General features: G+C 27.6%; 14 protein-coding genes. All 14 read right to left on the bottom strand.

Annotated elements, in window-relative coordinates; genetic code table 11:
* Positions 1-19: 19 nt before the first annotated feature.
* The 14 genes from BQ2505_RS05755 to clpP all read right to left on the bottom strand — a co-directional run bounded on the left by BQ2505_RS05755 (position 20) and on the right by clpP (position 16,228).
* A complete protein-coding gene (locus BQ2505_RS05755; protein WP_074016821.1) occupies positions 20-892 on the bottom strand; it encodes an RluA family pseudouridine synthase in 873 nt (290 codons plus the stop codon).
* Complete coding sequence (gene rodA, locus BQ2505_RS05750; protein WP_074016820.1) at positions 889-2,001, bottom strand: rod shape-determining protein RodA; 1,113 nt, start codon at positions 1,999-2,001, stop codon at positions 889-891. The genes BQ2505_RS05755 and rodA overlap by 4 nt, the downstream gene beginning before the upstream one ends.
* Before the next feature lie 21 nt (positions 2,002-2,022).
* Positions 2,023-2,463 (bottom strand): dUTP diphosphatase, encoded by a 441-nt coding sequence (gene dut / locus BQ2505_RS05745; protein WP_074016819.1) that lies wholly within the window; start codon positions 2,461-2,463, stop codon positions 2,023-2,025.
* Between the two features lie 17 nt (positions 2,464-2,480).
* A complete protein-coding gene (locus BQ2505_RS05740; protein ID WP_074016818.1) occupies positions 2,481-3,713 on the bottom strand; it encodes a M16 family metallopeptidase in 1,233 nt (410 codons plus the stop codon).
* A gap of 147 nt (positions 3,714-3,860) precedes the next feature.
* A complete protein-coding gene (locus tag BQ2505_RS05735; RefSeq protein WP_074016817.1) occupies positions 3,861-4,955 on the bottom strand; it encodes an LptF/LptG family permease in 1,095 nt (364 codons plus the stop codon).
* Positions 4,952-6,028: an LptF/LptG family permease gene (locus BQ2505_RS05730; protein WP_074016816.1), complete on the bottom strand. Its 1,077-nt coding sequence runs from the start codon at positions 6,026-6,028 to the stop codon at positions 4,952-4,954. The genes BQ2505_RS05735 and BQ2505_RS05730 overlap by 4 nt, the downstream gene beginning before the upstream one ends.
* 13 nt (positions 6,029-6,041) lie before the next feature.
* Positions 6,042-6,581, bottom strand: a complete 540-nt coding sequence (locus BQ2505_RS05725; protein WP_074016815.1) for a CvpA family protein — start codon at positions 6,579-6,581, stop codon at positions 6,042-6,044.
* 4 nt (positions 6,582-6,585) lie between these two features.
* Positions 6,586-7,767, bottom strand: a complete 1,182-nt coding sequence (locus BQ2505_RS05720; protein WP_074016814.1) for a class I SAM-dependent rRNA methyltransferase — start codon at positions 7,765-7,767, stop codon at positions 6,586-6,588.
* A gap of 254 nt (positions 7,768-8,021) precedes the next feature.
* Complete coding sequence (locus BQ2505_RS05715; RefSeq protein ID WP_074016813.1) at positions 8,022-8,597, bottom strand: LOG family protein; 576 nt, start codon at positions 8,595-8,597, stop codon at positions 8,022-8,024.
* Positions 8,598-8,682: 85 nt separating this feature from the next.
* Positions 8,683-11,343, bottom strand: coding sequence for a valine--tRNA ligase (locus BQ2505_RS05710; RefSeq protein WP_074016812.1), 2,661 nt, complete (start codon positions 11,341-11,343; stop codon positions 8,683-8,685).
* 90 nt (positions 11,344-11,433) lie between these two features.
* Positions 11,434-12,018, bottom strand: coding sequence for a ribosome biogenesis GTP-binding protein YihA/YsxC (yihA, locus tag BQ2505_RS05705; RefSeq protein WP_074016811.1), 585 nt, complete (start codon positions 12,016-12,018; stop codon positions 11,434-11,436).
* Between the two features lie 12 nt (positions 12,019-12,030).
* On the bottom strand, positions 12,031-14,337 hold the full coding sequence (gene lon, locus BQ2505_RS05700; RefSeq protein ID WP_074016810.1) for an endopeptidase La: 2,307 nt from the start codon (positions 14,335-14,337) through the stop codon (positions 12,031-12,033).
* A 29-nt stretch (positions 14,338-14,366) separates the two neighbouring features.
* On the bottom strand, positions 14,367-15,626 hold the full coding sequence (gene clpX / locus BQ2505_RS05695) for an ATP-dependent Clp protease ATP-binding subunit ClpX (protein WP_074016809.1): 1,260 nt from the start codon (positions 15,624-15,626) through the stop codon (positions 14,367-14,369).
* A gap of 20 nt (positions 15,627-15,646) precedes the next feature.
* A complete protein-coding gene (clpP, locus tag BQ2505_RS05690; protein WP_074016808.1) occupies positions 15,647-16,228 on the bottom strand; it encodes an ATP-dependent Clp endopeptidase proteolytic subunit ClpP in 582 nt (193 codons plus the stop codon).
* Positions 16,229-16,410: the final 182 nt, after the last annotated feature.

The raw sequence follows: 16,410 nt of genomic DNA, 5'->3' as shown, positions 1-16,410 counted from the left end.
TTCCCTCCTTCATTTAATTTTATTTATCCATGAAAAATTTTGGTATTTCTAAGTTTATTTCAATATTATAAATATTTATTTTTAAATAGTATGAAAATAAATACATTTTTTCTTCATTATCATTTATTCCATACTTAGTATCACCAACTATTGAATGTCCTTTGTTTGACAACTGCACTCTCAACTGATGAGTTCTTCCAGTTTCTAAAGTAGCTTCCAATAAACTATATTTATTTTTTATGTTTTCTATTTTTTTATAATAAGTTATTGCTATTTTGTAACCCTCTAATTCAACATCTGATACAACGACTTTTTCATCTTCTTTTTTTAAAAAATTAGTAATTGTAAATTCTTCCTCTGTTATATCTCCGTGAACTAAAATATAATATTTTTTTATAATATTCCCATTTTGAATTTCAGTTGCTATTTCTCTAGCTGTTCTAATATTTTTTGTTGCTATAACAAGTCCGGAAGTTAATTTATCTATTCTGTTTACAAAATTTACATTTATATTTTGAAAATATGCTCTATATTCTTCTAATAAGGAAATATCATGTCCACTACCCCTATGAACTATTTCTCCAAATGGCTTATTTACAATAAATAAATTTTCATCTTCATATACAATCATTTTTTCTAAACTATTTTTTCTATCTAATGTTAAGTCTACAAAATTAATCTCTTTAGTTTGAATACAAGAATTAGGAAGATAAATTGCTATTATATCATTTAACTGTATTCTATAATCTTGAGAAACCTTTTTATTATTAACTTTTATTTTAGCTTTTCTTAACAACTTATATACTTCTGAAAGTGAAATATTCAAATTTTTTCTTAAAAATCTATCTATTCTAACATTCTCATACTCTTCATCAATAATGAATTCTATCATCTGCTTCCACCATTATTTCTGTATATTTTTATACTCTGAACTATTCCTAACATAAAAAAGGAAAATACTAAGGAGCTTCCTCCATAACTCATAAGTAACAAAGGCAACCCAGTTACTGGCATAATTCCCATTATCATTCCCATATTTACAAAAATATGAAAAAAGAAAATTGTTGCAATTCCATAACAAACATACTTCCCAAATTTATCATCAGTTTTATCTGCAATATATAGTATTTGTCCTATTAGAGCTATATAAAGTAATATTAATATAGTTCCTCCAATAAATCCTCTTTCTTCTAAAAATACTGAACCTATAAAGTCTGTATGTGATTCCGGTAAAAATCTTAGTTTTCCTTGAGTATTGTTTAAAAATCCTTTTCCAAATATCTCTCCTGAACCTATTGCAATTTTAGATTGGCTTATATTCCAACCAGTTCCTAATGCGTCTGCTTCTGGAGATAAAAATGTATCTATTCTATCTTTTTGGTAATCTTTCAATAAAAATTTATAGGCTAATGGCACTATAAATAATATTGATAAAAAAACCGTTGCTATACATTTCCATTCCAATCTATTTACAAAAAGTAAAACTCCATAGATTAATATAATAACAAGAGATGTACCTAAATCAGGCTCTACTGCTATCAAAAAAAATATTGGAAATATATGTAAAAAACTGTAGAACATAGCTCTAAAACCTGTATATCTATCCGAATAATTTTTTACCAAAAAACTTGAAAATGTAAAAATTAATAATATTTTTGCAAATTCAGATGGTTGGAGAGCTATACCTCCTAAATCTATCCATCTTCTTGCTCCTAATTTTTTAGTTCCTATTACTAAGACAGAAGCTAAAATAAGTAAATTAAAAATATAAATTTGATTAGAATACTTCATATATTTTCTATAATCTACCAATGAAACCATTATAAATACTAAACTTGCTATGACAAACCATAATAATTCTTTGAAGAAAAAATTTCCTGTTTTTTCTAAAGTAGCACTATAAATAGTTGATAAGCTCATTATAAATATTAAAATTATATTTAGTATAAAAAATATATTAAATTTTAAAATTTTTTCTAAATGCGTGTTATTATTAAACATTATTTGTTCTCCACTATTATTTTATTTTCCAGTATGTCCGAAGCCACCTTCTCCTCTTTCTGTTTCGTCCAACTCAGCAACTTCAATAAAATCAATTTGTTCAACCTTATTCAAAACTAATTGTGCTATTCTTTCGTTAGGTTCTATTGTATAGCTTTCATTACTTAAATTCACAGCAATCACTTTTAATTCTCCTCTATAATCACTGTCAACAGTACCTGGAGAATTAAGCATAGTTATTCCATGTTTTATTGCTAATCCACTTCTAGGTCTAACTTGTATTTCATATCCTTCAGGAATTGCAACTTTTAATCCTGTGGGAATTAAGACTTTTTCTAAACTTTTTAAGACTATTGGTTCTTTTATATTAGCTCTAACATCTAAACCGGCTGAACCTTCTGTTTCATACTTAGGTAAAGTTACTCCTTCTTCTCTAACAACTTTTACTTGAATTTTTTTCATTTTTAAATTCTCCTATTCTATAAATTCCCAACTATTGTTGTTGAATAATAATTTTCATCAAATAAGAATTGAGCTGCCTTTTTCACATCTTCAAGTGTTACGGCTTTTATTTCTTCTTTTACTTCATCAATAGTTATAATTTTCCCATAAGTTAAATATGAACTTGCTATGCTATTCATTCTTGAAGTTGTACTTTCTAAACTAAAAGTAAAAGCACTTTCATATTTGTTCTTAGCTTTTTCCAATTCTCTTTCTGAAATTCCATGTTCTTTGATTTCAGAAAATTCTTTTTTTATTAGCTCAATAACTTCTTTATAATCTTCTTTTGTAGTTCCAACATAAACTGTCATTAAACCACAATTTATAAATCTGCTCAAATATGTGTATACTGAATAAGCTAGGCCTCTTTCTTCTCTAATATTTTGAAATAATCTAGAGCTCATTCCTTGACCTAAAATATTTGAAATAATTGCAGCAGGATATCTCATCTCAGAATCTACTGAAACTCCTCTTGTTGTAAGACATAAATGTATTTGATTTGATGGATTTTTTACAATATTTTCTCCTGACATTATTTCATAACTTAAATCTAAGTCCCTGTCCTCGTTTATTCTTCTAAAATCCTTTAATTTTTCATTTAGTTCGTTGTATAAATATTCTTCATCAATATTTCCAGAAACAACAATTACCATTTTTTCTGCTACATAATTTTTTTCTAAATATCTTATAATATCTTCTCTTGTTATCTTTTTTAAATCTTCAGCAGTTCCTGAAATTGAGTTTGAAAAAATTCCTTTTATTGCAAACTCCATAGCTTTATCATGCACAACTTCCTCAGGAATATCATCATACATTTTTATTTCTTCTATAATTACATTTCTTTCTTTTTCGATATTTTCTTCTTCAAAAGTTGAGTTTAGCAACATATCTGTTAAAACATCTATAGCTATATCAATCTTTGATGACATCATTTTTATATAGTAGCAAGTTTTATCTCTTGCAGTATAAGCATTTATTGCTCCACCTTCAAAATCAACATATTCTGAAATTTCTTTTGCCGTTCTTTTTTTTGTCCCCTTAAACATTAGATGTTCAATAAAATGAGATATACCTGTTTCATTTAAATTTTTATCTTCGTTTATTGCACCAGTCTTTATAAAAAAACCCATACTAAAAGTATTTAAAGCTGATATATTTTCAGTTATTAATGTGATTCCATTCTCAAGTTTTCTTAATTTTATCTCTTCCATTTTATTCCTTTCTTCTTTCATTTATTCTATAGGAAAGTATAATTTAAAATAGTTATTAGTCTCTTGACAGCCGTATGAGTTCTACGAACTCAATGAACATAGGTTCTTCGAACTAATACGGACATCAGAGAGTTTTTTAACTATGCATCAGTATTCAGCTTTATTCATAAAATACAAGCCTATTATAAGGTATATTATATTAGGTATCCATGTTGCTATAAAAGGATTCAATATTCCATTTAAGCTCATAGCTTCAAAAGCTCCTGATACAATATAATATCCATAACCTGCAACAACACATATTACTAAATTTAGAGTTGTTCTTCCTCCTCTAACATATCTACTACTAACTGAAAGTCCTATAAAAGCTACTATAAAACTTGCAAAGGGAAAAGCATATCTTTTAGCTAGCTCTGCTAGATAAATTCTTGTATCTTCTCCTATATTAGCCTGCTCTTTTATAGTTTTCTTTAGCTCTTTAATAGTAAGCATTCTCGGGTCTTCTGCTGACATTCTTATAAAATTATCAGGGGCATCACTATACCTTTCAGATTGATATTCTTTTTTTGTAACCGTTTCTTTTGTTGATACATTGTAAATATTTACATCTTTAAATAGCCAAGATTTTTTTTCATTATCATATTTTGCTTCTTTTGCAGTTATAACTTCAGTTGGTTCAGATATCTCTGTTTCATAAGTTATTACTTCAACATCTGTTGCTATACCACTTTCTCTATTTATATTTTGCATTAAATAAATATGTTTATCTGTTGAATTAATTAAAAATGCATTATCTTTAGTCACAGGCAATTTTAAAGAAACTCCTTCTTCTCCTTTTCTATAAAAATTAATTTTAGCTAAAGACTTTGTATATATAGAATTGTTTACAAAAAATACAAACAAAGATATAACAAAAGCTATTATTAAGGGGGCTCTAACTATTCTTGAAAATTTTATCCCTGCTGTTTTTAAAGATACTATTTCTAAGTTACTTGCCATTATACTTATGGTAATAAGACCAGCAAGTAAAATTGCTAAAGGAGTTGTTTCAACAAACATTTTTGGTAATAAATTAACTACATAGTCAAATATTTGTGAAATTCCTACCAATTTACCTTGATTTATATACTTTATTATTCTAAACATCTGGGCTAGTAAAAAAATTCCCATAAATGCAACTATATTCATTAAAAAATATTTTATAAAATATTTACTTATATATATATCTAATTTTTTCATTATATACCTCTCTTTTCCTTTACTCTATATAATATATAAGCTAGTATATATAAAAGTATATTTGGTGTCCATGTTGCAATAAAAGGTGCTATTCTACCAGAACTTGCCATAACTATTCCTACATTTAAAAATATAATATATGTAAAAATTATTAACATTGCTATTAAAAATGAATATTTTTTTGATATTCTATGATGTCCTAATGAAAGAGAAAACCCTATAACAGCTAAAGGAATTGTTGAAAAAATTAGAGCTAATTTTCTAAAAATCTCTATTCTATACTGTAATTTATCTTCTTCACTCACATCTTTTAAATCTTTTATTAACTGAGTTATACTTAAAGCTTCAACATCTTTTATTTTTAAATTTATATCTTGAAAGTATGCAGCTAAAACAACTCTTTTCTCATCAAATGTTCCAAATAAATTTTTCTTCCCAGTTTCATCAAAACTTATAAACTCTGAATCTTTTAAAACAATAGCATTATCTTTCCAAAAAGCTTCTTTTCCTACTAATAACATTGGAAATTTCCCTTTTTCTGCTTTTTCAAATGCTATTATATTTTTAGCTTTCCCATCAGATTTTACTTCATCAACATATAAACTGTACTGATCTAAATTGTCTATAAAAGTTTTTTCTTTCAGTTGAAAAACCGGATTTTCATAAGCTATTTTTGCACCGACGTATTTTAACTTTATAAATGATCTTGGGATTATACTCTCTTGTAAAAATAAAATAAAAATTGATGAAACTAATGCAATAGCTAGTATTGGCTTTAATATACTTCTTATCGATGTCCCAATAGAAACCATAGCTACTGATTCACTATTTCTACTAAATTTTGTAAAACATATCATTATCCCTAAAAATATTCCTATTGGAATTGTTTGAGTTAGTATAGGAGGTACATAAAATGATAAAAGTCTTAATACATTTAAAATCGATATTCCTTTTACAATAATATGTTCCATCATTGTTACTATAATATCCAATAAAAAAATAAAAGTAAAAATAAAAATTGATAAAATTATTGGTCCTTTTAATTCTTCTAATATATATTTATTTAATATTTTCATAATTCACCTTATCTTATAACAAAGTATTTATATTCTTTTCAATAATTTTTGTTGTTGCATTTCTATTAAAATCTTCTAATAAAATATCTGGAATAAAATTTTCAAAATTAGGTAATATTTCATAAAAGATAGTTATTGCTATACTATTACGAGAATATTTTTCAAATGAAGGTACTAATTTTATTGCATAAGTATAAACTAACAATATTACTAAGGATATAATCAATCCCTTTACAAAACCTGCAACGGCACCCATAAGTCTACTAAAAAGACCTGCATTTAATCCTTTAAATGCCTTTTTTACAAATAATAAAACCATAGACATTACCAAATAAACTGTTATAAATGTTACAACATAAGTTATTACATAGTTATTTGTAAAAGTTATCTCCGATCTTTTCAAAAATCTTAGAACTACAGGAGTATAAATTTTTGTCATCATTATATTTATTGCAAATCCAAAAACTGATATAATTTCTACAAATATTCCATTTTTCATTCCACTTAAAATTCCTATTAATAGAATTATAAAAATTAAAATATCTACCTGCACCTCATTACCTCTCTTCCACTCTTACCCATAAAGCCTTTAAATACAATGTTTCTGGAATATGTAAAATCCAAGGGTGATCTTCAGGCTGATAATTTATACCTATGACACTAAGAAGCTTATTATTTTTTGAAGCCGCCATTCTTGTTACTTCTATTAAATCTTGTAAACTAATATGATAAGCACAAGTTATTATCCCAAGAATACCATTATTTTCTAACAACTTAAAACTTTTATCACATAGATCTAAGAAGAAATCTCTTCCTCTATAAATTTCAGTTTTCTTTTTTATTAGTGATGGTGGGTCAAGACTTATTATATCAAATTTTTTATTTCTAGTTGCTAAGCTTTCAAGCATTAAAAAAGCATCTCCTTCTATTGTTGAAAACTCTCCACTAAATTCATTTAACTTATAATTTTCATGGCATAACTCCAAAGCATGCGTATCTTTATCTATAGCTACAACTTCTCTTGCTCCACTTTTTAAGGCTCTCATTGAAAAACCGCCACTACTTGAAAAGACATCTAAAAATCTTGTTTGTGAATTAATATATTTATTTATAAATTTTCTTGACTCTCTTTGATCTAAGAAAAATCCTGTTTTTTGCCCTTCAATAATGTCTATATTATATTTAATTCCATTATCTTCCATAATAATTCTATCAGGTATTTCTCCATAAATAACTCCCGTTTTAGTTTCAACACCTTCATGAACTCTATTTTCGACATCACTTCTCTCATATATTCCTTTTGGTTTTAAATATTTTTTAATTGCATCTACTATATCAGATTTAAATTTTTCAACACCTGAATTTCTAAATTGAACTGTTACATATTTATCAAACTTATCTATTACTAAGCCAGGAATATAATCTGCTTCTGAATAAAAATATCTTATACTATTTGTTTCATCTCTTAAATGTTTTCTTTTTTCTACTGCTCTTTTTATTCTTTCAAAAATAAAATTTTTATCAATCTTTTCATCTTTTGTTGTTAAAACTCTGACTAAAGCAGATGTTCCTTCTGTAACATACCCTCTTGCTAAAAATCTCATATCACTTGTTATAACATCTACAATATCTCCAGTTTCAATATTTCCAATTATTTCTTTTATTTCATCTTTAAATATATTTGGATAAAAATTTATAATTTTTTGTTCTTTCTCTTTTTTTACAATTATTTTAGACATCTATTACCTCTATTTTTTTTGATTATTTATTATATCACAAATTTTGTATCTTTTTTTATAATTTTTAAATAAAATTTTATTATTTTTTAAAATAAATAAAGTCTCCTGACAGCCGTATGACTCTTCCAAGCTCACCGAAATGCTCTCCAGAGTAATACGGACGTCGGAGAGTAATTTTCATATTAAATTTATACTTTCCTATAAAACAAAAAAAGAGCTATTGCATTTTAAAAAAATTGCAATAGCTCTTTTTATTATTTATTATGATATTCTCTTATATCTGGAGCTTTATAATTCTTTATAAACTCCTTTATTTCTTCAAAAGAATTACTAAACAATAATTTTTCTCTTGTTTCTTTTTCTAAATATCCTTTTTCTACCATAAGGTCATAGAAATCTCTTATATGATTGTAATAATTATCATGATTAAAAAATATACATGGAGATTTATGTAAAGATAAAACAGCCCAAGATACAACTTCTGATATTTCTTCTAAAGTTCCAGGTCCTCCAGGTAATGCTATAAAAATATCTGCAAGTTCTGCCATTTTCTTTTTTCTTTCAGACATTGTATCAACTTTTATAACTTTATTTATTTTATCGTGAGCTAATTCTCGTTCAGCTAAAAAATAAGTTATAACTCCCGTTACTTCTGCTCCAGCTTCTAAGCAAGAATCAGCAATTAAGCCCATAAGTCCTGCTCTTCCACCACCATATACTAGATTATAATTATTTTTCCCTATCCATTTTCCTAATTTTTTTGTAATATCTTTATAGGTTTCATCATTTCCAAATGCTGCTCCACAGTAAACAGCCACATTTTTCTTCATAGAATACCTCCTTAATAAAACTACAATTACTTATTATTTCATTAAAAGTAAATGAGAGTTCTAAATATCACTTAAGTCTTATTGTCTATTGTAAACTTTTCAAACTTTCTTTTAACTTTTCTATTTTATCTAAATATTCTTTTTGTATTCTAAGTTCTCTATCAATTATATGTTGAGGAGCTTTTGAAGTAAATTTTTCATCAGATAGTTTTCTATTTACAGGTTCTAATTCTTTTTCTAATTTAGCAAGTTGTTCATTAATCTTCTTAATTTCTGCCTCATTATTTAAAAGTCCTGTTAATATCATATATACTGATGAATTTCCTGCTACTCTTAAAGAGCTTTGAGCAGGCGCTTCTATGTTTGTTCCACAAGTTAATTCTTCTAAGTTAGCTAATTTTTTAATGAATAACTCATTTTTTTCAAGAGTTTCTAATTCTTCTGAAATAGAAGTTGACACAACTACCTTTGCAGGTTTAGCAGGAGAAATTCCTTTTTCTGCTCTTATATTTCTAAGTGAAGAAATAATTTCTTTTATGTATTCAAAAGATTTTTCAATTTTAACATCTATTAAGCTATCATCTGCTACTGGATATTGTTGGAGCATTATAGTATTTCCATCTACTTTTATTTTTTGCCAAATTTCTTCTGTGATAAATGGCATAAATGGATGAAGTAATCTCAATCCTTGTTCTAAGACAGTCCATAACATATATTGTGCTGTTAATTTAGAATTTTTCTTATCTTCATCATTATTATAAAGTCTGATTTTTGCAATTTCAACATACCAATCACAGAAATCTCCTCTTAAAAATTCATAAACTGCTTTTGCTGCATTATCAAGTTCAAATTTTTCTAAACAATCCTCTACTTCTTTTGCAGTTTCATTTAATCTTGAAATTATCCACTTATCAACAAGTTCATAATCTAATTTTGTCTTGTCTACAGATTTTACATCAAAACCTTCTAAGTTCATAATAACAAATCTTGCAGCATTCCAAATTTTATTAGCAAAGTTTCTTCCCATTCCTAGTAAGTCAGTTGAAAAATGTACATCTTGACCTTGAGATGTATTATATATCATAGAAAATCTTATAGCATCTACTCCAAATTCTTTTATTAAATCAAGAGGGTCAGGAGAATTTCCAAGAGATTTTGACATTTTTCTACCAATTTCATCTCTTACAATTCCATGGAAGAATACATTTTTAAATGGTATCTTTTTAAGCTCATACATACCAAACATTATCATTCTTGCAACCCAGAAGAATATTATATCTGCTCCTGTTACTAATGTATTTGTAGGATAGAACAAATCTAATTCCTTAGTTTTTTCTGGCCAACCCATTGTTGAAAATGGCCAAAGTGCAGATGAGAACCAAGTATCTAAAACATCTTCTTCTTGAGATAATTCAACATCGTGTCCATAATGTTTTTTAGCTTGTTCTTTTGCTTCTGCTTCGTCCATAGCAACAAAAACATGTCTATCTGGTCCATACCAAGCAGGTATTCTGTGTCCCCACCAAATTTGTCTTGATATACACCAGTCTCTTATATTTTCTAGCCAATTGTAATAAATTTTTTCCATTCTTTTTGGAAGAACTTTTATTTCTCCATTTCTTACAACTTCAAGTGCTTTTTCTGCAAGAGGTTGCATTTTTACAAACCATTGTGGAGACACTCTTGGCTCTATAACAGTTTGACATCTATAACATTGACCTACTGCATGATGTAAATGTTCAGTTTTTATAAAGAAACCTTGTTCTTTTAAATCTTCAACTATTTTTTTTCTAGCTTCAAATCTATCTAATCCAGCATATTTAGGATAATCTTCAACTATTTTACCATCAGGAGTCAACATATTTATAATTGGTAAATTATATTTTTTTCCTAAGTTATAGTCATTAGGATCATGTGCAGGAGTTACTTTTAATCCCCCTGTTCCAAACTCTTTATCGACATATTCATCAGCAATAATTGGAATTTCTCTATTAATTAATGGTAAAATCAAAGTTTTTCCTACTAAATGCTTATATCTTTCATCATCTGGATTTACTGCAACTGCCACATCAGCAAGCATAGTTTCAGGTCTTGATGTAGCTATTATTATATATTCATTAGAATCTTTTACTGGATATTTTATTTGCCATAAATGTCCATCTTTTTCTTCGTGATCAACTTCATCATCTGCAAGTGCAGTTCCACAAGAAGGACACCAGTTTACCATATATTCACCTTGATAGATTAAACCATCATGATATAAATCATTGAATATTTTTCTAACTGCATAAGAAAGTCCTTCATCCATAGTAAATCTTTCTCTATCCCAATCTAATGATGCTCCTAACTTTCTTAATTGTTTAGTTATTATTCCCCCATATTTTTCTTTCCAATCCCAAGTCATTTCAAGAAATTTTTCTCTACCTATATCTTCTTTTTTCAATCCATCTTCTGCTAACTTTCTTTCAACCTTATTTTGAGTTGCTATTCCTGCATGATCACAACCTGGCATCCAAAGAGTATTCTTTCCTGTCATTCTATTGTATCTTATTAAAGTGTCTTGAATTGAGTTATTAAGAACATGCCCCATATGTAAAATTCCTGTTACATTTGGAGGTGGTATAACTATTGAATAGTTTTCCTTTTCTGATGAAAGGCTTGCTGCAAAATACTTTGAGTCTTCCCATATTTTATACCACTTTTCTTCTATCTCATTAGGTGAATAATTTTTGTCTAATTCAGTCATTTATATCTCTCCTTTCAAAATCTTTAACTATAGTTCCTATATTTTAAATTTTGAATTTTATCTCTTGATTTATTAATTTTTACTTTTATTTTAATTATTTAATTTTTCTTCAATAAAATTAAGAATTTCTTCTTTCCCTTTACTTGTTAAAGATGAATGAAAAAATACATCTTCATTATCAAAAACAAGTCTAGTTTTAATTGCTTTTAATTGTTTAGCTCTTTCGTTATTTGATAACTTATCTATCTTTGTAAATATAATTTTATAGTCCATATCATTATATTCAAGCCATTCAAGCATTTCTATATCTTCATCACTAGGAATTCTTCTAATATCAAGTAAAACAAAAACTAATTTTTTCCTTTTACTTGCAATATATCTTTCCATAGTTTGTCCCCATTGTTTTTTCATTTCTTTAGGAACTTTAGCAAAGCCATAACCTGGTAAGTCCACAATATAAAAGTCATCATTTATTAAAAAATAATTTATTAATTGTGTTCTTCCTGGAGTTTTACTCGTTCTTGCCAATTTTAATCTTGATGTTAAACTATTTATTAAAGAAGATTTTCCAACATTTGATCTCCCAACAAATGCAAATTCCATTTTATCTAGTTGTTCTGGATAATCTTTTTCATATACTGCTGATTTAACAAAATCTGCTTTTTTTATTTTCATATTTAACCTCTTTTATTTAACAAAAACCAATTTGCTTACATCATCATATGTCTTAGCAAAGTGTATTTTCATTATATCTTTTAGTTCATCTGGAATTTCATCAGTATCCACTCTATTATCATCAGGTAAGATTACCTCTTTAATTCCTGCTCTATGAGCCCCTATAACTTTTTCTCTAACTCCACCTATTGCTAGAACATCTCCAGTTATTGTAATTTCTCCTGTCATTGCTATATCTTGTCTAACTGGTCTATTAGTCAAGACAGATATCAAAGCAGTTGTAATTGTAATTCCAGCAGATGGTCCATCTTTTGGAGTAGCTCCCTCTGGAAAATGTAAATGTATAGCTCTTTCTTTAAAAAAATCTTTTTCTTTTGGTTTATACTTTTGTAGGTTAGCTTTTACATAAGTAGTGGCAACAGAGACTGATTCTTTCATAACATTTCCTAGAGTTCCAGTCATTGTAACTTCCCCTTTTCCTGAAGTATCAACAGCCTGTACATCAAGAGTTACTCCTCCTACAGCTGTCCAAGCAAGACCATTAACAACTCCTATTTTACCTATTGCCTTCTTAGATTTTTCAGGTCTAAATTTAGCTTTCCCTAAATATTTTTCTAAATCACTTGCTTTTAAGTTAACTTTTTTTACATTATTTTCTACTACTTCTCTTGCAATTTTTCTACAAATTGCAATAATTTCTCTTTTTAAGTTTCTTACTCCTGCTTCTCTTGTATATTCGTCTATTAATTTAAACATAACCTTATCAGAAATTTTAATTTCTATATTTTCAAGCCCATTTTCTTTTTGAGCTTGTTTTAATAAATATTTTTGTGCTATATGCAATTTCTCATATTCTGTATAAGAAGAAAGAGTTAAAATATCCATTCTATCTCTCAATGGAGCACTTACAGTTCTTAAATCATTAGCAGTTGCAACAAAGAATACCTTAGATAAATCAAAAGGCATATCAATAAAATGATCTTCAAAAGTTTTGTTTTGTTCTGGATCTAATACTTCTAACATTGCAGAAGCTGGATCTCCTTTGAAATCGTTAGACATTTTATCTATCTCATCTAAAAGAATAACTGGATTATTTGTCCCTGCTTCTTTCATAGCTTTCATAATTTTACCAGGCATAGAACCTATATATGTTCTTCTATGACCTCTAATTTCTGCTTCATCTCTAACTCCACCTAAAGATACTCTAACAAATTTTCTTCCCATAGATTCAGCTATAGATTTCACAAGTGAAGTTTTACCTATCCCAGGAGGTCCTGCTAAACATAATATTTGTCCATTCATTGTAGGTTTTAATTTTTTAACAGCTAAAAAATCTAATACTTTTTCTTTAGCATCTTTCAATGCATAATGATCTCTTTCTAATATTTCATTAGCCTTTTTTAAATCTACTATATCTTCAGTTGAATTTTCCCATGGTAAATCTAGAACAGTCTCTATATAGTTTCTAATAACTGCTGATTCTGGAGAATATGGTTGTAATTTACTCAATCTTTTTACTTCTGTTTCTAGCTTAGTTCTAACTTCAGTAGGTATAGTAGCTTTTTCTAATTTCTCAACTATTTCTGCAACATCATCATTCTGAGAAAAATCTCCTAATTCTTCCTTTAAAGCCGATATTTTTTCTCTTAAATAATATGATCTTTGTGCTTCGCTCATTTTCTTTTTAACTTTATCATCAATATTTTTTTCTAGAGATGCAAGTTCCATTTCATTTACGATAGTTTCTAAAATCTTATATCCTCTATCTCTTACATTTGTTATTTCAAATATTTCATATTTTTTTTCAGAACTAATTCCTAGATTAGTTGCCATTAAATCAAAAGCTTTAGAATAGTCTTCAGAATTTTTTAAATTTAAAATCAACTCAGAAGAAAATTTTCCTACTAAATTTACATATTTTTCAAACTTTGAAAAAACTTTTCTATAAATTGCTTCAGTTTCTTTAGCATCTTTCATATTTTCTCTAACTGTTGTAAATGTCGAATACATTTCCTTACCATCTTTTTCAACAGTTTTTATTCTTACTCTATTAGAACCTTCAACCAATATTTTTATATTATTATTAGGCATTCTAATTACTTGAACTACATCTGCAATAACTCCAATTTCATAAAAATCTTCTTTCACAGATGGTTCTTCTTGAAGTGGATCTTTTTGTATTCCTAACACAAGTTTATTTTCTTCTTTTATTGCTTTTTCAAGAGTAGCCACACTACTCGGTCTTCCAACATATATCGGTGTCAATACATTTGGAAAAATTACCAAATCTCTTATTGCTAGAAATGGTGTTTTTGACATATTTATTCCCTATTCCTTTCTTTTTCTCACTAATTCTTATACTCTATAATTGCCTCTTTATAGTTATCAATTGTTTCTTTTGTAATAGTTATTTTTTTAATATTTTTATTCGAAGGCATTTCAAACATTAGATCAAGCATAGTGTGTTCTATAATTGCTCTAAGTCCTCTTGCTCCCATTTTTCTTTTTAAAGCTCTTCCAGCGATTTCATTTAAAGCTTCTTGTGTAAATTCTAAGTCCACACCTTCCATCTTACAAAGTTTTTTATATTGTTTAATAATTGCATTTTTTGGCTCTGTTAAAATGTTTATTAAAGCTTTTTCATCTAGATTATCTAAAGCAGAAATTATTGGTAATCTTCCTACAAGCTCTGGAATAATTCCTTGTTTAACTAAGTCTTCTGGTAAAACTTTCTTAAAAAATTCTCCTTCATTTCCAGCATTATCTTTCTTTTGAACTTCTGCTCCAAAACCAATAACTTTTTTATTAGTTCTTGCTTTAATTACTTTTTCAAGTCCTTCAAATGCTCCTCCAACTATAAATAGTATATTCTTAGTATCTATTTCAATTAATTCTTGATTTGGGTGTTTTCTTCCACCTTTTGGAGGAACTTGTGATTTTGTTCCTTCTATTATTTTTAGTAAAGCTTGTTGTACCCCTTCTCCAGAAACATCTCTAGTTATTGATACATTTTCAGATTTTCTTGCAATCTTATCAAACTCATCTATGTAAATAATTCCTTTTTCAGCACTTTCAACATCATAATCACAAGCTTGAATAAGTCTGACTAGCACATTCTCAACGTCATCTCCAACATACCCTGCTTCAGTTAATGTTGTTGCATCTGCAATTGCAAATGGTACTTTTAATATTTTAGCTAATGTTTGAGCTAATAAGGTTTTCCCTGATCCTGTAGGACCTATTAATAAGACATTAGATTTTTGTAGTTCAACTTCATCATTTATATCTTTTTTGCTAAGTATTCTTTTGTAGTGATTATATACGGCCACTGCTAAAACTTTTTTCGCTTCATCTTGGCCAACTACATACTCATCTAATTTATTTTTTATTTCAACTGGTGTTAAAAGTTTTCCATCAGCTTCTAAACCATTATTTTTTGATATTTGGTGATTATGAATATGTGATCCAGTTGTCTCACTTAAAAGATCGTGACAACTTTCTACGCAGTTATCACATATAAAAATTCCTTCTTCTGGCCCTTGAAACAACTGTGATACTAGTCTTTCATCTCTTCCACAAAACGAGCATTTATCAATTTTTTTTGACATCTTATCTATTGCCCCCTTATCTATCTTTTAAAAATATTATCTATCAGTCCGTATTCTTTTGCTTCTTCTGAACTTAGATAATTATCTCTTTCCGTATCCTTCAATATTTCTTCTTTAGTTTTTCCTGTATTCTTTGCTAATAGGCTAGCTAACTTATCTTTTATTTTTAAAAGCTCATTAGCATGTATAGATATATCTGTTGCTTGTCCTTTTAAACCTCCAGATATTAGCGGTTGATGAATCATTACTCTAGCATTTTCTAATGCATATCTTTTACCTTTTGCTCCTGCCGCCAATAAGAAAGCTCCCATACTTGCAGCTTGTCCAACACATATAGTTTGTACATCCGGTTTTATATAGTTCATTGTATCATATATTGCCATACCATCTGTTACACTTCCACCAGGACTATTAATATACATTATTATATCTTTTTCAGGGTCTTCCGATTCTAAATATAATAATTGTGCTACAATTGAATTAGCTACATTCTCATCTATAGCACTCCCTAAAAATATTATTCTATCTTTTAATAATCTTGAATATATATCGTATGCTCTTTCTGATTTTCCATTGTTATCAATTACAGTTGGATTATACATAAAAACCTCCTTGTTGTATAAAAATCTAATTAAATATTCTTTGTATATTACAATTTTTTATTCTTACTCCTATATACTAAGCATTAAAATACTTAAAAAAAATTAAGTATTTTAATGCTTATCCGAATACTTATTCGGATAAAATTTAAAATTACTCCCTGACGTCTGTATTAACAGTTCAT

Origin of the sequence: Fusobacterium massiliense, assembly GCF_900095705.1 — a bacterium.
Taxonomy (GTDB): Bacteria; Fusobacteriota; Fusobacteriia; order Fusobacteriales; family Fusobacteriaceae; genus Fusobacterium; species Fusobacterium massiliense.
Note: the sequence above shows the minus strand (reverse complement) of the source record. Positions and strands in the feature narration are given on the sequence as shown.

Excerpts from the sequence above, each read along its gene's own strand:
- BQ2505_RS05720 (WP_074016814.1), bottom strand. The coding sequence starts at position 7,767 with ATGTCTAAAATAATTGTAAAAAAAGAGAAAGAACAAAAAATTATAAAT.
- BQ2505_RS05740 (WP_074016818.1), bottom strand. The coding sequence starts at position 3,713 with ATGGAAGAGATAAAATTAAGAAAACTTGAGAATGGAATCACATTAATA.
- BQ2505_RS05755 (WP_074016821.1), bottom strand. The coding sequence starts at position 892 with ATGATAGAATTCATTATTGATGAAGAGTATGAGAATGTTAGAATAGAT.
- lon (WP_074016810.1), bottom strand. The coding sequence starts at position 14,337 with ATGTCAAAAACACCATTTCTAGCAATAAGAGATTTGGTAATTTTTCCA.
- BQ2505_RS05710 (WP_074016812.1), bottom strand. The coding sequence starts at position 11,343 with ATGACTGAATTAGACAAAAATTATTCACCTAATGAGATAGAAGAAAAG.
- yihA (WP_074016811.1), bottom strand. The coding sequence starts at position 12,018 with ATGAAAATAAAAAAAGCAGATTTTGTTAAATCAGCAGTATATGAAAAA.
- rodA (WP_074016820.1), bottom strand. The coding sequence starts at position 2,001 with ATGTTTAATAATAACACGCATTTAGAAAAAATTTTAAAATTTAATATA.
- clpP (WP_074016808.1), bottom strand. The coding sequence starts at position 16,228 with ATGTATAATCCAACTGTAATTGATAACAATGGAAAATCAGAAAGAGCA.
- BQ2505_RS05730 (WP_074016816.1), bottom strand. The coding sequence starts at position 6,028 with ATGAAAATATTAAATAAATATATATTAGAAGAATTAAAAGGACCAATA.
- clpX (WP_074016809.1), bottom strand. The coding sequence starts at position 15,626 with ATGTCAAAAAAAATTGATAAATGCTCGTTTTGTGGAAGAGATGAAAGA.
- BQ2505_RS05715 (WP_074016813.1), bottom strand. The coding sequence starts at position 8,597 with ATGAAGAAAAATGTGGCTGTTTACTGTGGAGCAGCATTTGGAAATGAT.
- dut (WP_074016819.1), bottom strand. The coding sequence starts at position 2,463 with ATGAAAAAAATTCAAGTAAAAGTTGTTAGAGAAGAAGGAGTAACTTTA.